Raw genomic sequence first — 18,270 nt, forward strand, 5'->3', positions numbered from 1 at the left:
TCAAAACAAGCAACATTGACAGTCGAAATATGGTAAAAAAGCTGTTAATAGGAACTAGGATTGTAATTGCAATTATAGTTTTATAATTGCAGCGGGAGTTTATTACTTCTCACCAAGCAAAGATAAAATTTTAAACTTCATAAAACTTAACCCAGAAAAGTCATCAATTCTACTCGTGAGAAATGATACAGTTTTTGCGAATAGAAACATCGACAAAGTCATGCCTTTGGCAAGTACAGTAAAAATAATTATTGCAATTGAATATGCAGAACAGTGTGCTAATGGAAAATTAAATCCTGATGAATTAGTTTCATTATCTGATTTAGACAAGTTTTATATTCCAAATACAGATGGTGGCGCTCATCCAAGTTGGTTAAAATCAGTCAAAGACAAAATTACAGAGGGCAAAATTTCCATCCGCGAAATAGCAAAAGGGATGATAAAATTTAGTTCTAATGCGAATACCGAATGGTTGCTCAATAAACTTGGAATTCAAAACGTCAATGCAAGAATTGACAGTTTAGGTCTAAAAAATCATACGAAAATTTATAACATAGTTTCGGCTCTTTTTGTTGGCAAAGAACTTTTCCCCGAAATAAAAGGAAAAGAGCTTGAAGCAAAGCTAAAAGAATTAAGTATGAACGACTACATTGAAACTACCAATCGAATTCATAAAAAATTACTGTCCGATACGACATACAAAAAGAAATTGGTGATTGGGGTATGAGTATTCAGAGAGTATGGTCTGACCGACTCCCTTCATCAACAGTTAATGACTATGTATCGATAATGAAGAAAATAAATAGTAGAACTTTTTTAATGAAAAATCACAACACTATTTAGATGAAGTCATGGAATATCTATTGGAATATTGGAAGATTCAGCTAATAGAGAATGGTTAGAACATGCTGGAATGAAAGGTGGCTCAACTCCATTTGTCCTCACTAAAGCACTATATGCGACTGATAAAAAAGGAAATAAAACAGAACTTGCTTACTTTTTGAACGATTTGAACATGATAGAAATGGTAAATTTACTCGTTTCAGCAAATGAATTTGAATTGAAAATCTTGACGAACCGGGAGTTTCGGGATAAAATTAAAGCCGAATTAGCGGGATAAAAGGGGAAATGAGCAACAGCACCTACACGCAAGTGAGCTTTTTCTACTCTTCCCACACGAAGTCAAAGAGCATAAGCGACAGCGTGAGCATGACGAGTGTGTAGGCAATCAGCAGTTGAAGTTCGGTTTCGGCGCGTGCTAGCGGCGCATCATCCATTGTGGCAACTTTTGTTGCTCGCACGACCAGCAAAATCAGCGGCAACAGGATTGGGAAAGACAGCACCGCAAAGAGTCCGCCTTTTGATGTGGCGTTGGCAACAATTGCACTGATTAACGTTAGGGACGTTGCTGCGCCCACACTACCGAGCAGCAAGGCAGAAGCAAAAATCGCCCAATTGAAAATCTCTAGATTCAATGTCGTAATGTAAAGCAACGCCACAAGTGCATTTACTAATAGTGCCATTGCACTGTTGTAAAAAAGTTTGCCGAGGAAAATAGCGGTTGGCGGCGCAGAGAGTGCAAGAAATAGCGCTGTGTGTCGCTCCGCTTCACTGACAAACCCGCGTTGCAAGGCTACCATTGCTGCAAAAACACTGTGTTCCAAAACAGCGCTGCGAGCACTTCGCGTTGGAGCACCTCACCAGCTAAGGAAAAAAGTGCCAAAGCCACGGAAATCAACACGAATAATGCAATTGTGTTTAAGCCGTAACGCGTTCGCACTTCTAGGAGCATATCTTTTTGCAACACCGCCCACGCCGAACGCAAAAGCTCTTTCATTTTTACCTGATTTTGACTGCAGTTTTTTAACTTTCGGAAAATACTTTTTGCAAAAACTTTATCACAATCACTTTATTTTACACTCAATGAAACATCTTGCACTTGTTCTCACGCTCTTTCTTTTTACTCCCCCGTCCCTGTCTGCTCAAGTTGATTCTGCCAAAATCGCTATGGCTTACAGCGAGATTGCTTCACGCATCATCGCCGCCACGATGAAAGATAGTGTGGCTTTTGAGCGGTTGGCGGAACTGTGCGACACATTCGGTCCGCGTTTTAGCGGTTCCGAAAACTTAGAGCGCGCAATTGATTGGTGCTTAGCGAAAATGAAAACGGACGGCTTCGATGCCGTACGCACCGAGCCTGTGATGGTTCCGCGTTGGGTACGCGGCAAAGAAAGTTGCCAATTGCTTTCACCACGCGTTCACAACATTGCTGTCCTTGGCTTAGGCGGCAGCGTATCGACGCCAAAGCAAGGCATCACCGCTGAAGTTTTAGTGGTAAAAGACTTCGATGAACTAGAAATGCGTGCCAGTGACGCCAAAGGCAAAATTGTACTCTTCAATACCCCTTTTACACAGTATGGTCAAACTGTGCGTGTGCGTGTGCTCGGAGCGCAACGTGCCGCACAAGTTGGCGCTGTAGCCAGTTTAATTCGTTCGGTTGGACCGTTTTCACTTTATTCGCCGCATACGGGCGGTATGGCTTATGTTGATTCTATTCCGAAAATTCCGCATGCTGCCATTTCATTAGAAGATGCTGAAATGCTGGCACGCATGCAAAAGCGCGGACAAAAAATTGTCGTCAAACTTGTGCTGGAATCTCAGCAACTTCCCGACTCGCCTTCACGCAATGTGATTGCTGAACTTCGAGGCTCCGAAAAGCCCGATGAAGTCGTTGTCTTCGGCGGTCATATTGATTCATGGGATGTTGGACAAGGTGCTATGGATGATGGTGGCGGCTGCGTGGCTGCATGGCACGCACTCAAAGTCATTTGCAAGTTAGGCTTGCGTCCGCGTCGCACACTTCGCGTTGTCTTCTGGACCAATGAAGAAAATGGCTTTCGCGGCGCAACCGCTTATGCTGAGGCACACCAGACTGAAAAACATGTGCTCGCCATTGAATCTGACGCAGGTGTTTTCAAGCCGACAGGATTTGGTTTCACTGGACGCGATTCTGTACTGAAGATTATTCAAGCTATTTCTCACTTGCTCATTCCTCTTGAGGCGCACCATATCACGCTTGGGGGCGGCGGTGCTGACATTGCTCCCCTGATGCAACAAGGCGTACCCGGTCTAGGCTTGCAGGTCGAGGGCTCACGCTACTTTTGGTATCATCACACGCATGCGGATACAATAGACAAGCTCAACCCAGAAGAACTCAATCGCTGTGCCGCAGCAATGGCAATTATGGCGTTTGTTGCTGCTGACTTGCCTTAGCTTCAAGAATGTAATGCGATATGCGTTTTTATTATGCTCACAAATTGCGCTGCAGTTCTCTCTGGCGATTCTGCTGTGGCTACTGCTGAAATCACTGCCAAGCTCTGTGCGCCTGTCTTCAAAACAGACTCGGCATTTTCTACAGTGATGCCACCGATTGCCATCACTGGGATTTTGACAGCACAGACAACTTCGCGCAAATGCTCTAAGCCTCTTGGCGGTGTGGGCTTTTCTTTGCTCATCGTTGGGAAAATGTGTCCAAAGCCGATGTAATCTGCGCCTTCACGCTCAACAGCTAATGCCTCCTCGAGCGTGGATGCAGTGCCTCCGATGATTTTGTCTTTGCCTAAAATTTTGCGCGCTGCAGGAATTGGCAGGTCGGTCTGTCCAAGATGTACCCCGTCTGCATTTGCAGCAAGTGCAATGTCGGTACGGTCATTGACAATGAAGAGTTTTCCAAATGCTAAGGTCAGGGTACGCATCGCAACAGCCAGTGCAAAGAGTTCTTTTGCAGGCAGATGTTTATCGCGCAGTTGAATGATGTTTGCACCGCCGCGCATGGCAAGTTCAGCCAGTTCTAAGTGCGAAAACCGCTGTTGCACAGTTGTATCAGTAATCACGCACAATCCTGAAATTTGATGCTGCACGCTTTTGGCAAAATTTTAAGTTTTCACGGCTTGACTTTTTAGGCTCGCCGCAGGTTGCACAAGCGCTCGAAGCAGCGCCTGTACGCGCTGAGTTACATCCACAGCAGTTGCAACCTCAGAGATGACAGCGACACCAAACGCACCATGTTCTAAGCATAGTTTTGCATTTGCAGCAGTGATGCCGCCAACAGCAAAGACCGGGATTTTCACACTTTGTACGACGTCTTTGAGTGCTGCAAGTCCGCGTGGAGGCAAGGCTGGTTTAGATTCAGTCTCAAAGATGTGTCCGAAGATAATGAAGTGCGCACCATGCTCTTGTGCCGCTTTTGCTCCCTCAATGCTATGCACGCTTTTTGCGACCAGAAACTTTGGATTGATTTTCTTGACCACTTGAATCGGGAATCCCGTTTCAGGAATCACGACCCCATCGGCTTCAACCGCCAGCGCCACATCGGCACGGTCGTTAATGAGCAACTTCGTGCCGTAGTGTGCCGTGATGCGCCGCATCTGGAGGGCAAGATGATAGAGCGCTGCAGCATCAAGCTCTTTTTCGCGTAGCTGAATAAGACGCACACCCGCTGCACAGAGTTCTTCCGTCCACTCTGGCAGCGGTCGGCACGTTTGCTTGCGGTTTGTAATGACCATCAACTTCTCTAGCACGTCCTCTTGATTCATTGTCCAATGATACCTTCGAGTGGACTGGATGCTGTTGCATAAAGTTTTCTTGGAATGCGTCCTGCCTCGTAAGCCAGACGCCCTGCTCTTACAGCCAGTTTCATCGCTTCTGCCATCTGCACAGGATGCTGCGCTTGCGAAATTGCAGTGTTAAGCAAGACACCATCGTAACCCAGCTCCATCGCTATAGCTGCATCCGATGCTGTGCCAATCCCAGCATCAATGATGAGGGGAATGTCGGGCAAAAGTTCGCGTATGATTTGCAAGTTGTATGGATTTCGAATGCCCATTCCCGAACCAATCGGAGATGCCAGCGGCATGACGGCGTGGCAGCCTAAGTTGTAGAGTTTCTTACATGTGATAGGATCATCGTTTGTATAAGCAAGGACAACGAAGCCATCGTTGAGCAAGAGTTCGGCAGCTTTGAGCAATTCCACAGTGTCAGGGAAAAGTGTCTCATCGTCGCCAATGACTTCGAGCTTTATCCAGTTTGTGTTCAGGGCTTCGCGGGCAAGTTGCGCGGTGAGCACTGCATCTTTGGCAGTGTAACATCCTGCTGTGTTCGGCAAAAAGAAGAGATTTTTCTCTTCAAGATACTTGACGATGCTTTCAGTTGTTGCATTGTGCACATCAATGCGCCTTATAGCCAGCGTAACAATTTCAGCACCACTGGCTTCAATCGCATCAAGCATGGTTTGCGGATTAGGATATTTTGCTGTTCCCACAAGCAAGCGCGAGTGAAATGTCCTTCCTGCAATACTTAGGTCACTCATGGTTTTCTCTTTTGTTTGAATGCTGCAAAGTTAAGCGAGTTTTCTCTTGCTTCGCTAAGTGTTGCTTAAATGAAAAAACTTTTTAACTTCACCAAAGGTCAGTCAACCCTAACATCGCTTAATTCGTTAATTTCTTCTTTGAAAGGGTAAGTGTCAAAAAGTTCAAAAAATGTCTTTCACATAACGCCAGCAGCCGTTGGGCTTGTTAGGAGGTTTTTAGTATGAATATGCAGCCCAGTTACCAATCTGTTCGCAATTTTATCACGATGTCTAACCAAGACACCTTTAAGGTTTTGCTCATTGAAGATAATGTTGATCACAGTTTCCTCGTCAAAAGTCATCTGCAAGCCAAAGGTCGCTACCAAGTTGAGGTCACAAACTCTGGTGAGCAAGGCATTGAGTGGATTCGCGAAAATCCTTCTCGCTTCGATATCGTACTTCTGGACTACAACCTGCCCGACCAGAATGGTCTTGACATCTTACGTCGTATTCAAGGCATTAGCCGCTTTATACCTGTCGTCGTGATTACCGGTTTAGGCTCAGAAGCTGTTGCAGTTGAAATTATGAAAGCTGGCGCTAAAGATTATGTTACCAAAACTGGGGAGTACTACAAAGCCCTGCACATTACGATTGACCAAGTGATGGAAAAGCACAAGTTTGAGATGCTCAATCTCCAACTTCAACAGCAGCTCGAAGAACGTGCAAATAAAGATTTTCTCACGGGTGTCTACAATCGTCACCGTTTCACTGAACTTTTTGAACATGAAATCCATAGTGCCTCTCGATACAAGCGTCCCTTATCGGTTGCCATGATCGATATTGATAAGTTTAAGGAGATCAATGACAAATATGGGCATAAGATGGGCGATTTTGCGCTGGTCTGTATTAGTGATTTACTTAAGCAGCAGTTGCGCGCCTCCGATATTATTGGTCGCTTCGGCGGTGATGAATTTGTCGTTGTGATGCCTGAAACAGACGAAGCACAAGCTAAGGTAACATTTGCGCGCATTCAAAAAGCTTTAGAGGCGTTTAACAAAAAGGGCAATTTCCATGCGAACTTTCGTTCTCGGTCGGTATCAGCAGTAGCAGCGAGGGCTACGAGAATTTGATTGAACTTGCCGACAAGTCTATGTATCACCACAAGCAAGCTAAAAAACGTGGTCTTGCTCTTTCTGTTGAAGATTCTAAAAAAGACAGCTAACGACTTGGATTTACGAAGAATAAGCCCTATATTTGCGGCTCATTTTTCTAAACAAGAAACACCATGAAAGCGCTTGTAGCCATTTCGGATAAGCAATTTTTTGTTCAGCAAGGCGATAAAATTTTTGTTCCGAAGCAAAAGGCAGCGGAAGGTGAAACACTCACCATAGATAAGGTCCTTCTCACCAGCGATGGCACCACAGCTTTTCTTTCTCCGAAGGCATCTGTTACAGCCAAAGTGCTTCGTCATCTTAAAGGTGAGAAAATCACGGTCTTCAAAAAGAAACGTCGCAAGCGTTACCGCAGAACGCGCGGGCACCGTCAAGCCTTCACGGAACTTGAAATTCTTTCAATTGCGTAGCGCTGCGTAACATAAGTCATAAGTAAGTATCAATCGTTTCGTTCATCTCTGTTTCAATCATTATCTTCTCAGACGCATTATGGCTCACAAGAAAGGCGCAGGTTCAACCAAAAACGGTCGTGATAGCAACCCGAAATATCTTGGCATCAAAGCCTTTGGTGGCGAACTTGTCAGCGCTGGCTCCATTATTGTTCGTCAGCGTGGGACAATTTACAAGCCCGGGAAGTATGTCGGTGTGGGCAAAGACCACACCATTTATGCCTTAAAAGATGGCAAAGTTACTTTTAAGCGCGGCAAAAACGACCGTGTCTTTGTCAGCATTGATCCCATACTTACAGCGCAGTAAGCGTTGTCTTCTGCGCTTTACTCACCACGTCGCATTTCGCGCTCTATATCTCGCTGCTTGATGGTCTCGCGCTTGTCGTGCAGTTTTTTACCACGCACTAGCGCCAGCTCTAACTTGGCTTTGCCACGGTCGTTAAAGTAAAGTTTTAGCGGCACAAGCGATAAGCCCTTTTCCTGAACCTTCGGCTTGAGTTTGAGAATTTCTGCTTTGTGCAATAAAAGCTTGCGGCTGCGCTTAGGGTCTTGCGGCTCTATGGTCGCATGCTCATAGGGCGTGATTTGCATATTTTCGAGCGTTACCTCGTTATTGCGCAGCAAAGCAAAACTATCGTCCAGACTGGCTCTGCCCTGACGAATGGATTTGACTTCCGCCCCTTTGAGGGCAATGCCCGCCTCGAGCGTCTCAAGTACTTCATATTCGTGCCGCGCCTTGCGGTTATGTATGGTTCTGGCAAACTCTGACTTGGATGTTTTTTTCATAACGACTGTTTAATTTTACAACATGTTTTGAGACATTCTCCTTAAAAAAAATGTGCACGCTGCTCTGAAAACTCTACACTTTTTGGATTGATTTTTCCACATCCGCGCTTTAAGTGGTAGCTTTAACGATTAAAACGCGCTGCGGCTAACACGCAATTTCAAGGCTTTTCACGCTCAAACTTCTCTTCCCTTGCATTCATCATTTTGGCACGCAATTTGTGAGATACCACTGCAGTGTTCCTTCTTACAGCTTCTCTCCAGCCGCAGTGGGCTACCTATGTTAGGGGGGTAGCCCACTTTTATTTCTACGAATTTTCTGCAACCGCTTGCAGTTCAATTTTGAATAACTCTCTTGGCAGCGCAAGTGATTTGTTTAACTTCGTTGCACTGTTTTTTTTGCTATCTTATACTTTCAGATTTTTCATTTTCAAAATGCACGATGGACCGCTACACGCTTTCGGCAAGCGATGAAGATCGGCTGAAAGGCATTTTTTATGTCACGCTTGCTGCTCTACTTTGGAGCACAGGTGGCGCGTTTATTAAACTCGTTCAACTTGATTCGTTCCAGACTTCCTTTTGGCGTTCTCTCTTTGCTGCCATCACGATTGCTGCCATTACCAAGCCCAAGCATCTGCAATTCAGCCTAAACAACATTCTCGCTTCGCTTGCTTACTCGGCGACACTAGTGTTTTTCGTAGCTGGCACCAAACTTACTACAGCCGCTAATGCCATTCTCCTACAATATGCCGCACCGATTTATATCCTCGTGCTTGCCCGCTTCATCTTAAATGAAGCGATGAGCAAAGCACAAATTTTTCGCTGTGTTTTTTGCATTGCAGGCATGGCAGTTTTTTTTCTAGATCAACTCTCTGTTGAAGGCTATTTGGGCAACACTTTAGCGGCACTCTCAGGCGTTGCATTTGCATTCATGACCGTTTTGTTGCGCAAACAGCGACACGCTGAACCCACACAAGCTATACTTTTAGGCAATTTTTGGATTATCATCATCTGCGCTGGCATCGTGGCTTGGCAATCTTTTTCTAACCCCAAAGGCGTTATGCATCCCGACGTTTATTTCGGCTTTGCCATCTCTACCGCCGATAGCATTATTGTTGCTTTCCTCGGCATCTTTCAAATTGCCATTCCTTACATTCTTTTTGCAAAAGCTATTCGTGTGCTGCGGGCTTTAGACGCCGCCCTCATTAGCATGCTCGAACCTGTCCTCAACCCGCTCTGGGCATTTCTGATTGTTGGCGAAATACCTTCTCTTTTCACATTCATCGGTGGCGCCATCATTATCGCCGCAATCTTCGTGCAAAACCTCTGGACAATGAAGTTTTCAAATGCCACAAGTCCCCCGACAAGGTAGTTTCTTGCAAGAGCCATGCATGAGGTTGTGCTCTGCATTTTTTAGTCTGCATCTATTTTCTCTATAAGTACTTTGCGCACCTCTTCAGGCACTGCGGTCAGAAACTTCAGCCCTGTTCTGCGCTCCAACTCCGCTACACTTACACGATACTTGCGCCAGTCATCATTGCGCACACCATTGAGGTTTGGCATATCAACCGCAATTACCCTTGTGTCTTTGGTGATATCTTTCAAGCCCTGACCACGGTCTAAGACCACTACAATTTTCCATGTGCTCTTTGGTATGGCAACTTTGCCTTTTAGTCTTGGTGGATTTTTGTCGAACGTGCCCCCTGCGGTGATATACAGCTCCTTTTGCTGTTTAGCTAGTTTTTCACAGTAGAGTTCAAATGCGTTCCATACGCCTTGATTGAGGTCAGGCGTCTGAGGCAAAATGTTGGTAAGATAGAACGTGGCGTCGTTGTCTTCACGTGTGGCGGTGCGTTCCTGCGAACGGACGATATGTCCGCGGTCATAGCCACTGCCGGTATAATCTTGGTGCGTTACGCGGTAGAATCCTGTTGGGAGACTATTATCGGTGAGAAAGTTACCTTGAAAGCGTGGCACGGGTCCAAAACTTTCGGCATTGACATGCCAGCATGCCCAATTTGCGACATTCAGGTCACGGTTGTAGGAGATAACATACTGTGGACGGCGAATAATATACTCGGGCGAGGCGCCCGTTGGCATGCCGAGCTCAATTTGTTTTTGAATGCGCGCCTCAACGCTTGCGGCTGCAGGTGCAGGTGGCGGTTCAGCTTTGGTTTGTGGCGCAGTGTTATCAAGTGGCGTGATAACAAAGTCATCGATATTTATACGCGATTTTTCCGAGAGTTCGGCGCGAATCTCAAAGCGTACCTTGCCACTGACATTGACCGCAAATGTCTCCGTCTGCAAGTCTTTCGCACTTGCCTGCACACTTGTGCCTACACGCCTCCATGAATTGCCACTATTTGTCGAAAGCCAGAGCGACCACTTGCCTGCTTCATCATTACCATAGACGCCATGCTTGATTGACACACGGCTTGCACCGTTCGGATAGTCAAAGAGCATGGTAAGTTTTGCCAGTCCTCTAAGCCTTGCAGCACTGTTGCCATTTTTGCGATCTCGCTCCTCGCTACCAATCAATGCCTCATCAAACAGCCACTCACCTGTCTTCAGACGAACTGTCGCACTTTTATAGCTGCCCTTTGCGCCCATCTCAAAATCTTCCACCATGGGCTCTGCTTGCACAGGTTGCTTCGTAGTGCTTTCATTTAAACTTATTTTGTTTGTTTGCGTACTTTGAGAAGAGCTCTCGACGCGTGTTTGCTTTGTTACATTGGCTTTGCGTTCTGGATCTGCTTGTCCTGATTTAGAGAAACAGCCTGCGCCGAATAGCGTGCCGAGCAGGATACCACTGACCAAAAGCACACTTTTTTTGCACAAACCTGTTTTGGAAGCGAGAAATGAAATCATAAATTCACGAGCTTTATTTGATGTTAAAAAGTTCGACCCGATGGGTTGCACGGGTGCGAGTAGTTTTTTCGGTTTTAGAGTTTTACCGCCTATACGGCGAACATCTGCTGTCAAAATAACGAACTTCTAAGTGAATGTTGAAAAAGCTTCTGATAGGCATCAGTGTTCTTGGCGTTATTAGTCTACTTTTGTGGCTGCGTCTCAAGCCATCGACATCATCTTCCAGTCCTGTTGCACGCAGCACACCGGCGTCCATGGTTTTACCTGTGCAAGGCTATGTGGTGCAGAAGCGTAAAGTGGAAAATCGCGTGCTTTCGGCTGGTACACTTGTCGCCAGTGAAGAAGTTGAACTGCGCTCTGAGATCTCTGGCGTGATCACGAAGATTCTTTTTCAGGAGGGCACATTTGTTCGAAAAGGGACTCTGCTGGTTAAGATCAATGATGCGGAACTGCAAGCTCAGTTGCAACGCTCTCTTTCTCGCTTGAAACTTGCCACAACACGCGAAGAGCGTCAGCGCAAATTGTTAGCTGAAAAAGCTATCAGTCAAGAAGAGTATGACATCGCCTTCAATGAACTCAACACGCTGAAAGCTGAAGTCGAAATTATTCGTGCACAAATCGATAAGACTGAAATCCGTGCCCCCTTTGATGGCGTTGTGGGACTGCGTTATGTGAGTGTTGGCAGTTATATTTCACCTTCCACTCGCATTGCAAGCATTCAAAATTTGCGACCTTTGAAAATCGATTTTGCAATTCCCGAAAAATATGCCACCATGGTCCGCAAAGGCGATAAAGTCTTGTTCAACACTCAAAGTGTAAACCGCACGCTTGAAGGGGAGGTCTATGCTATTGAGCCAAAAATTGATCCCAACACACGCACCTTGCCTATTCGTGCGATTTATCCCAACCGTGATCTTCATGTTCTTCCCGGAGCATTTGCCGAAGTCGAACTTCTTATGCAGCAGGCTGAAGATGCGGTGATGATTCCAAGTGAAGCGGTTATTGCGGAACTCAAAGGTCAAAAAGTCTTTGTCGCCAAGCAAGGTAAAGCGGAACCGAAGCCTGTGGAAATCGGCACACGCACAGACCGAGAAGTTCAAGTTCTCTCTGGGCTCTCCGATGGTGATACGGTCATTACGACTGGTATTTTGCAACTGCGTCCAGGCACGAGCGTGTATTTTACAGACTTTCAATTAGGGACAGATTCCGATTGAAAGCGCAACGCTGCAATGTTCTTTTTTTGTTTTGGCTATTGAAGCTCTCTTGATTCACTCTAATACCTGTCGACATGAGTCTTTCAGCTACTTGCATTCGTCGTCCTGTCTTAGCTATTGTCCTATCGCTTATCATTGTTTTGCTGGGAGCGACTGGATTTCTCTTTCTTGGTGTTCGCGAGTATCCTGCTGTAGACCCGCCGATTATCACGGTGAGCACCAGTTATGTTGGTGCAAATGCTAGTATTGTTGAATCGCAGATCACTGAACCGCTTGAAGAATCAATCAACGGTGCACAAGGTATTCGCACGATTACCTCCACCAGTGCGGATGGCAGCAGTACCATTACTGTTGAGTTCAATCTTGATGTCAGTTTGGAAGATGCGGCAAACGATGTACGCGATAGAGTTTCGCGCGCCGTGCGCTTACTTCCTCCCGACTGCGACCCGCCTGTTGTTACGAAAGCCGATGCGAATGCTGACCCAATTATGGGTATTGCGGTTCAATCCGATACGCGCAACATTTTGGAAGTCTCTGACATTGCACGTAACATCATCAAAGAACGCTTACAGACGATCAACGGCGTCAGTGAAGTGATGATTTGGGGCGAAAAGCGCTACTCCATGCGCCTCTGGATGGATCCTGCTAAACTTGCAGCTTATGCTCTGACCCCCCTCGATGTGCGTGCTGCCCTGAATGCTGAAAATGTTGAACTACCTTCAGGCAGGATAGAAGGCAACACCACAGAACTTAGCATTCGCACCATTGGACGACTTCAAACTCCTAACGATTTCAACGAGCTAATTATCAAGCAAGTTGAAGGAAGAACGATTCGCTTCAAAGATATTGGATATGCCGAACTTGCTCCCGAAAATGAGCGCTCTCGCCTCAAACGCGATGGCATCCCGATGGTTGTGGTTGTGCTTGTCCCGCAACCCGGCGCCAACAACATCTCTATTGCCGATGAAGCTGTTAAGCGACTTGAAGCTATCAAAAAAGAATTGCCCGATGACATTCAGCTTAAAATCAGTTTTGATTCGACCCAATTCATTCGCGCTTCTATTCGAGAAGTTATTGAGACGATTTTTATTGCCTTTGGACTTGTTGTCCTTATCATTTTCATTTTTCTGCGCAATTGGCGCTCCACGCTTATTCCTGTCATTGCCATTCCAATTTCGCTCATCGGCGCATTCTTTATCATGTATCTGCTGAATTTTTCGATCAATGTGCTGACGCTTTTGGCAATCGTTTTAGCGATTGGTCTCGTGGTCGATGATGCGATTATCGTCTTAGAGAACATCTATGCCAAAGTTGAGCAGGGCATGTCGCCCATTCAAGCGGCACTTAAAGGTTCATCGGAAATCTTTTTTGCTGTAATCTCAACGACGATTGTTCTGGCTGCGGTATTTTTGCCGGTCATCTTTCTTCAAGGCTTGACGGGTCGATTGTTTCGAGAATTTGGTCTAGTTATTGCTGGTTCAGTCATTATCTCTGCATTTGTTGCTCTCACGCTAACGCCGATGCTCAGTAGCCGTCTGCTCAAGAAAAGTGAGCATAGCAAGTTCTATAACCTGCTTGAACCGTTCTTTTCTTCACTCACGGAACGCTATCGGCGTTCTCTTGCTTGGTTTTTACAGCATCGTTGGGCTGGTCTGTGCATTGCAGTGCTGGCGTTTGCACTCATCGTGCTGTTTGGCTCTGTGCTCAAATCTGAACTTGCTCCACTCGAAGATCGTAGTTCCATTCGAATGTCAGTTACTGCGCCTGAAGGCACTTCATTTGAGTATATGAACGCTTTCATGGATCTGCTCTATGAGGGCATTCATCAGGAAGTCGGTGATGAGTCGGAAGGCATTATTGTGGTTACGGCATCTGGGAGAAGTTCGGCAGCAGTCAACAGCGGTTTTGTGCGTGTGATTTTGAAAACGCCTGAAGAGCGTGCGCGGACTCAACAAGAGATAGCCGACAAGCTGCAAAGCCTTGTAAATAAATACACGATTGGGCGCACCTTTGTTTTGCAAGAGCAATCCATTGGTGGCGGCATTGGACGCGCAGGGCTGCCAGTACAGTATGTGCTTCAAGCGCCAACGATTGAGAAAATCAAGGACTTTCTTCCGAAATTTTTAGATGAAGCGCGCAAGCGTCCTGAATTCGGCGGCGTTGTCGATGTCAATCTCAAATTCAATAAGCCAGAGCTTCAAGTCTTGATCAACCGTGAAAAAGCACGGATCTTAGGGGTGTCAGTCGGTGATGTTGCCCAGACTCTGCAATCTGCATTCAGTGGGCAACGCTTTGGATATTTCATCTTCAATGGCAAGCAGTACCAAGTTATCGGACAACTCTCCCGTGCCCGCCGTGATGAGCCGATTGACCTCAAATCACTTTATGTCAAAAACCGCAACGGCGACATGATTCAGCTCGACAATGTGGTTACACTTGTCGAAGACTCCAGTCCACCGCAGCTCTATCGCTACAATCGCTATGTTTCTGCCACCGTCTCTGCCGGGCTTGCCAAAGGCTACACGCTAAGCGATGGGATTGCTGCTATGGATGCTATTGCGCAACGCGTTCTCGATGAATCATTTAGCACATCACTTGCTGGTGTCTCAAAAGATTATGCAGAAAGTTCCTCAAGCCTTTTCTTTGCTTTCGCCCTTGCGCTTTTACTCATCTACCTTATTCTTGCTGCTCAGTTCGAGAGTTTTCGTGATCCTTTTATCATTCTTCTTACCGTACCGCTTGCACTCTTAGGCGCATTGCTTTCGCTGTGGTACTTCAATCAAACGCTCAACATTTTCAGCCAAATTGGCATTATCATGCTCATTGGCTTGGTTACAAAGAACGGGATTTTGATTGTGGAGTTTGCTAACCAACGCTGCCTCTCTGGTTTGGATCAACTTGAAGCACTTCAAGATGCGGCTGTGGCACGCTTTCGTCCAATTCTGATGACTAGCCTTTCTACGATTTTAGGATTTTTGCCGATTGCTCTTGCGCTTGGTGCTGGCGCCGAAAGCCGTGTGTCCATGGGCATTGCGGTCGTGGGCGGGATGCTTATCTCCACTTTGCTCACGCTTTATGTTGTGCCCACCATGTATTGCTACCTTGCCAAACCCAAAACCGCATCAGCTTTGCAAGACGAATACTCAGAGCCACTTATCGCTCAAAAAGACCCTGCAAGTGTTGTTTGAGAACAGGGCTCCCGACTTCAAACATTCTTCAAAAATTAAAGGGCAGAGCGAGCACTCTGCCCATTTTTGCTTCTGCTTTTACAGATGCGCTCTTTGCGCCACGAGCTATCCAACTTATGGACGTGCCGGTCGTTCTTCTTTCGGTTGCACTGTGGCGGGTTTCGCTTTGGCGCGTTCCCATGTGTTATCGCTGCGGTCTATGTCAGCGTAGACTTCTCTTGGGTCTAAGACAACTTTATCGATTTCCTTATTGCTGAAAAAGCCCTTGATAAACTGCGTTTCATCTTTGCGCCAGATGTCAATTGGCAGTTTCATGGTCTCTTTCGTGCCATCGGTGTAGGTAATTTCCATTTCCAGCGGCAGCACAAGCCCACCTTTGTTTTTTACCTTGATGCGATAGTAGTACTTCCCTTTCGTTGCTGCACTTCCCATCAGCAATGAATCTGCCAGCTGCTGTTCGACTTCTGCAATCGCTTGGTCATTGTAGTGCGTGGTGTAGAACCAGCCACGCCAGAACCACGAGAGGTCTTCGCCGACCGCATTGTTCATGATGCGGAAAAAGTCGTGCGGTTGTGGGTGCTTAAACGCCCAAGTTTGTGCATACTCTCGGAAAGCATCGTCAAAGACCTGCGGGGTGAGGATATTTTCGCGTAGCATGACTAAGCCAGCTGCAGGTTTAGCGTAGGCATTGTTGCCATAGGTGCCATCGGGGACGATGTCGGAGTGCGACATAATCGGAACTTGATTGGGATCACGCATGTACTGCACGATATATTTAGCAGGACCGCGCCGTGCGGGGAAAAGCGGATTCCAGTCCAAGCAGGCATAGTATTCGAGGAAAGTGTTCAAGCCTTCATCGAGCCAGCCGTATTTGCGTTCATCTGTAGCCACAATCATCGGGAACCAGTTGTGCCCAACTTCGTGAATTGTTACTGCAACCAAGGCATTTTCGAGCTGTTCGGTGTAGGAGCCATCGGGTGCTGGACGTGCCCCACAGAAGCAAATCATCGGATATTCCATTCCAAAGACAGGTCCATGCACATTGACAGCTTTAGGGTAGGGATACTGAAACGCCATGCGTCCATATGTTTTCATAGTTTGGATAATGGCTTTTGTGGAGACTTTATCCCAGAGTGGCATGGCATCGCGTGGGTAGAGTGAATGGCATTCAATGACTCTATCATTTGGTCCATACTTGAAGCCTGCTGCATCCCACACATAAGTTTTTGAGGAGACCCATGCAAAGTCACGTACATTTTCAGCTTTGAATTTCCATGTCAGTGTGCCGCTTTGTTTCGGTCGTGATTCAGGTTTCATTACTTCTTCAGGTCTGATGATAAAGCGCGGGGTCTCGGATTGAAAGGCTTCTTTGAGCCGTCGCTGCTGCTCGGCTGTGAGTACTTCATTAGGATTCTGCAACACACCCGTCGCTTGCACAATGTGATTCCACGGCACCGTGATTTCTACGTTGTAATTGCCAAAATTCAGATAAAACTCACCTGTGCCAAGGTATTGGTCAGTTTGCCAGCCATTGACATCATCGTAGACGCATAGCCGTGGAAACCACTGCGCAATTTCATAGAGCCAGCCGTCGCGTACCAATTCTTTTGCGCCACGACCGTTGTCAGGCACTCTAAATGACCAATCAATTTCCAACTGCACTTTTTCTTTTGACTTGAGCGGTTGCAGCAGATTAACACGCATGACTGTGCCATTGATGTAGGTCTTGGCATCGACGAGTTTGCCTTTAGCATCGACGAGTTGAACACGCGCAAGATTGAACCCGCCGTCGAAATTATCGAGCCCGACAAATCGGCGGAATTGTTCGCTGATTTTTGGCGGTAAAGCCGGGCGTGATTTATAAGTACGGCTATGCTCAATAGAGTTCAAATTCTGGTCAAGTTGCAGCCAGAGGTATGTTAATTCATCAGGTGAGTTGTTGTAGTAGGTAATGCGTTCAGAGCCGATGACTTTGTGCTCGAGCGTATCGAGCGAGGTTTTGATGTCATAGTCGACGCGCTGTTGCCAATAGCGGTATCCGGGTTTTCCACTTGCACTGCGGTATTCGTTTGGCGTTGGCGCATCTTCAAGCGGGCGGAATATGGAGCGATTGACGCGTGCGCTATCTTCAATGCGAGCCCATCTTTGGGCACTTGCGCTTGATGTTAGCACAGATAGGGAGAGAACGATTAGAATAACTCGTTTGATATTCATTTCATTCAGTTTTGTGATATTTAAGGTTTGGTTTATAAATGAAGTATAGCAAATTCTATGGAATCTTCACTTGCTTGCAAAAGCACGCCGAAAATGTATATTTGCAGTCTGAAAACTAAACTTTGAACGCACACCAACTCCATGAAAGAGGGTATTCATCCAAATTATGTGCGCTGTGAGGTGATTTGCGCCAACTGTGGCAATCATTTCGTTACGCGCTCTACGCAAAGTACCATTAAGGTCGATATCTGCAATAATTGTCATCCTTACTATACAGGTCGCCAAGTGCTTGTTGATACGGCTGGTCGTGTCGAACGCTTCAACAAGCGCTTTGCAAAAAAGACTGAACCAGCAAAAGCGTAATCTGATGACAATTCAGAGAATGCTCAAATGCTTACTTCCCTCAAGAGTCGGCGTTTGAGCGTTTTTCTTTTTGTAAATTTCAGCTCTACAAACCTGTAACGCTTGTATATGAGTTCGACCAAAGAGATTTTAAGTTCAGCCGAGCAGCGAATGAAGAAGTCGCTGGAGGCACTTCAACATGAGCTTGCCTCGATTCGCACTGGCAAAGCTACAACGGCACTACTCGACGGTATCAAAGTCGAAGCCTATGGGCAACTCTCGCCACTCAAGCAAGTTGCCAATGTCTCTGTGGTTGATACCAAGACGCTCTCTGTTCAAGTCTGGGACCGTTCGCTTGCTCCTGTCGTTGAGAAAGCGATTCGAGACGCTGGCATGGGACTCAATCCTACCGCAGACGGTCAATCTATCCGAGTCCCTATTCCACCGCTCAGTGAAGAACGACGCAAGGAATATGTCAAACTGGTTCGTAAAATTGCAGAAGAAAGCAAAGTTGCGCTGCGCAATGTGCGCCGTGACGCAATTCATGCTATAGAGAAAGCTGAAAAAGACAAGCTCATCACGGAGGACGACAAAAATCGTGGCAAAAAAGATGCCGATGCACTCATACAAAAATTTGAGCGGCTGATCGACGAATCTGTCTCTAAGAAGGAAAAAGAGATTATGGAGGTTTAG

Annotated in this window: 19 protein-coding genes; 11 read left to right on the forward strand and 8 right to left on the reverse strand. The window is 46.4% G+C overall.

Annotated elements, in window-relative coordinates; translation table 11 throughout:
* Positions 1-175 precede the first annotated feature (175 nt).
* A complete protein-coding gene (locus tag CMR00_07685; protein ID PIO47867.1) occupies positions 176-727 on the forward strand; it encodes a hypothetical protein in 552 nt (183 codons plus the stop codon).
* 186 nt (positions 728-913) lie between these two features.
* A complete protein-coding gene (locus CMR00_07690) occupies positions 914-1,120 on the forward strand; it encodes a hypothetical protein (protein PIO47868.1) in 207 nt (68 codons plus the stop codon).
* 43 nt (positions 1,121-1,163) lie between these two features.
* Here CMR00_07690 and CMR00_07695 read toward each other — a convergent pair whose 3' ends face one another.
* Together CMR00_07695 and CMR00_07700 are read right to left on the reverse strand one after the other, a co-directional pair.
* Entirely contained in the window at positions 1,164-1,640 is a 477-nt protein-coding gene (locus CMR00_07695; protein PIO47869.1) for an ABC transporter permease, read from the reverse strand.
* Positions 1,634-1,837: a hypothetical protein gene (locus tag CMR00_07700; protein ID PIO47870.1), complete on the reverse strand. Its 204-nt coding sequence runs from the start codon at positions 1,835-1,837 to the stop codon at positions 1,634-1,636. The genes CMR00_07695 and CMR00_07700 overlap by 7 nt, the downstream gene beginning before the upstream one ends.
* An 86-nt stretch (positions 1,838-1,923) precedes the next feature.
* Between CMR00_07700 and CMR00_07705 the strand changes: the two genes are divergently transcribed.
* On the forward strand, positions 1,924-3,273 hold the full coding sequence (locus CMR00_07705) for a carboxypeptidase (GenBank protein PIO47871.1): 1,350 nt from the start codon (positions 1,924-1,926) through the stop codon (positions 3,271-3,273).
* A gap of 2 nt (positions 3,274-3,275) precedes the next feature.
* On the opposite strand, the gene thiE is transcribed toward CMR00_07705, so the two are convergent.
* Genes thiE through thiG form a run of 3 tightly spaced genes read right to left on the reverse strand, consistent with a single transcriptional unit; the run spans position 3,276 to position 5,368 of the window.
* Positions 3,276-3,908, reverse strand: coding sequence for a thiamine phosphate synthase (gene thiE / locus CMR00_07710; GenBank protein ID PIO47924.1), 633 nt, complete (start codon positions 3,906-3,908; stop codon positions 3,276-3,278).
* A 27-nt stretch (positions 3,909-3,935) separates the two neighbouring features.
* The gene (locus CMR00_07715) at positions 3,936-4,595 is read right to left on the reverse strand and encodes a thiamine phosphate synthase (protein PIO47872.1); all 660 of its coding nucleotides are present in this window, start codon (positions 4,593-4,595) and stop codon (positions 3,936-3,938) included.
* A complete protein-coding gene (thiG, locus tag CMR00_07720) occupies positions 4,592-5,368 on the reverse strand; it encodes a thiazole synthase (GenBank protein ID PIO47873.1) in 777 nt (258 codons plus the stop codon). Before thiG ends, CMR00_07715 begins: the two co-directional genes overlap by 4 nt.
* Positions 5,369-5,589: 221 nt before the next feature.
* Between thiG and CMR00_07725 the strand changes: the two genes are divergently transcribed.
* The 3 genes from CMR00_07725 (at position 5,590) to CMR00_07735 (ending at position 7,275) form a co-directional block, all read left to right on the forward strand.
* Positions 5,590-6,477, forward strand: a complete 888-nt coding sequence (locus tag CMR00_07725; protein ID PIO47874.1) for a hypothetical protein — start codon at positions 5,590-5,592, stop codon at positions 6,475-6,477.
* Positions 6,478-6,632: 155 nt separating this feature from the next.
* Entirely contained in the window at positions 6,633-6,929 is a 297-nt protein-coding gene (rplU, locus tag CMR00_07730) for a 50S ribosomal protein L21 (protein PIO47875.1), read from the forward strand.
* Between the two features lie 79 nt (positions 6,930-7,008).
* Positions 7,009-7,275, forward strand: a complete 267-nt coding sequence (locus CMR00_07735) for a 50S ribosomal protein L27 (protein PIO47876.1) — start codon at positions 7,009-7,011, stop codon at positions 7,273-7,275.
* A 17-nt stretch (positions 7,276-7,292) separates the two neighbouring features.
* Here the strand turns inward: CMR00_07735 and CMR00_07740 are convergent, their stop codons facing one another.
* A complete protein-coding gene (locus CMR00_07740; protein PIO47877.1) occupies positions 7,293-7,754 on the reverse strand; it encodes an SsrA-binding protein in 462 nt (153 codons plus the stop codon).
* A 439-nt stretch (positions 7,755-8,193) separates the two neighbouring features.
* Between CMR00_07740 and CMR00_07745 the strand changes: the two genes are divergently transcribed.
* A complete protein-coding gene (locus CMR00_07745) occupies positions 8,194-9,123 on the forward strand; it encodes an EamA family transporter (protein ID PIO47878.1) in 930 nt (309 codons plus the stop codon).
* Positions 9,124-9,164: 41 nt separating this feature from the next.
* Here the strand turns inward: CMR00_07745 and CMR00_07750 are convergent, their stop codons facing one another.
* The gene (locus tag CMR00_07750) at positions 9,165-10,619 is read right to left on the reverse strand and encodes an endonuclease (protein PIO47879.1); all 1,455 of its coding nucleotides are present in this window, start codon (positions 10,617-10,619) and stop codon (positions 9,165-9,167) included.
* A gap of 134 nt (positions 10,620-10,753) precedes the next feature.
* On the opposite strand from CMR00_07750, the gene CMR00_07755 reads away from it, so the two are divergent.
* Together CMR00_07755 and CMR00_07760 are read left to right on the forward strand one after the other, a co-directional pair.
* Complete coding sequence (locus CMR00_07755; GenBank protein ID PIO47880.1) at positions 10,754-11,833, forward strand: efflux transporter periplasmic adaptor subunit; 1,080 nt, start codon at positions 10,754-10,756, stop codon at positions 11,831-11,833.
* A gap of 74 nt (positions 11,834-11,907) precedes the next feature.
* A complete protein-coding gene (locus CMR00_07760; GenBank protein PIO47881.1) occupies positions 11,908-15,021 on the forward strand; it encodes an acriflavin resistance protein in 3,114 nt (1,037 codons plus the stop codon).
* A gap of 114 nt (positions 15,022-15,135) precedes the next feature.
* Here the strand turns inward: CMR00_07760 and CMR00_07765 are convergent, their stop codons facing one another.
* Positions 15,136-17,154 (reverse strand): aminopeptidase, encoded by a 2,019-nt coding sequence (locus tag CMR00_07765; protein PIO47925.1) that lies wholly within the window; start codon positions 17,152-17,154, stop codon positions 15,136-15,138.
* Positions 17,155-17,376: 222 nt separating this feature from the next.
* Between CMR00_07765 and CMR00_07770 the strand changes: the two genes are divergently transcribed.
* Both CMR00_07770 and CMR00_07775 read left to right on the forward strand, forming a co-directional pair.
* A complete protein-coding gene (locus tag CMR00_07770; GenBank protein PIO47882.1) occupies positions 17,377-17,598 on the forward strand; it encodes a 50S ribosomal protein L31 in 222 nt (73 codons plus the stop codon).
* 108 nt (positions 17,599-17,706) lie between these two features.
* Positions 17,707-18,270: a ribosome recycling factor gene (locus CMR00_07775; GenBank protein PIO47883.1), complete on the forward strand. Its 564-nt coding sequence runs from the start codon at positions 17,707-17,709 to the stop codon at positions 18,268-18,270.

The sequence above is a fragment of the [Chlorobium] sp. 445 genome (genome assembly GCA_002763895.1).
Taxonomy (GTDB): Bacteria; Bacteroidota; Chlorobiia; order Chlorobiales; family Thermochlorobacteraceae; genus Thermochlorobacter.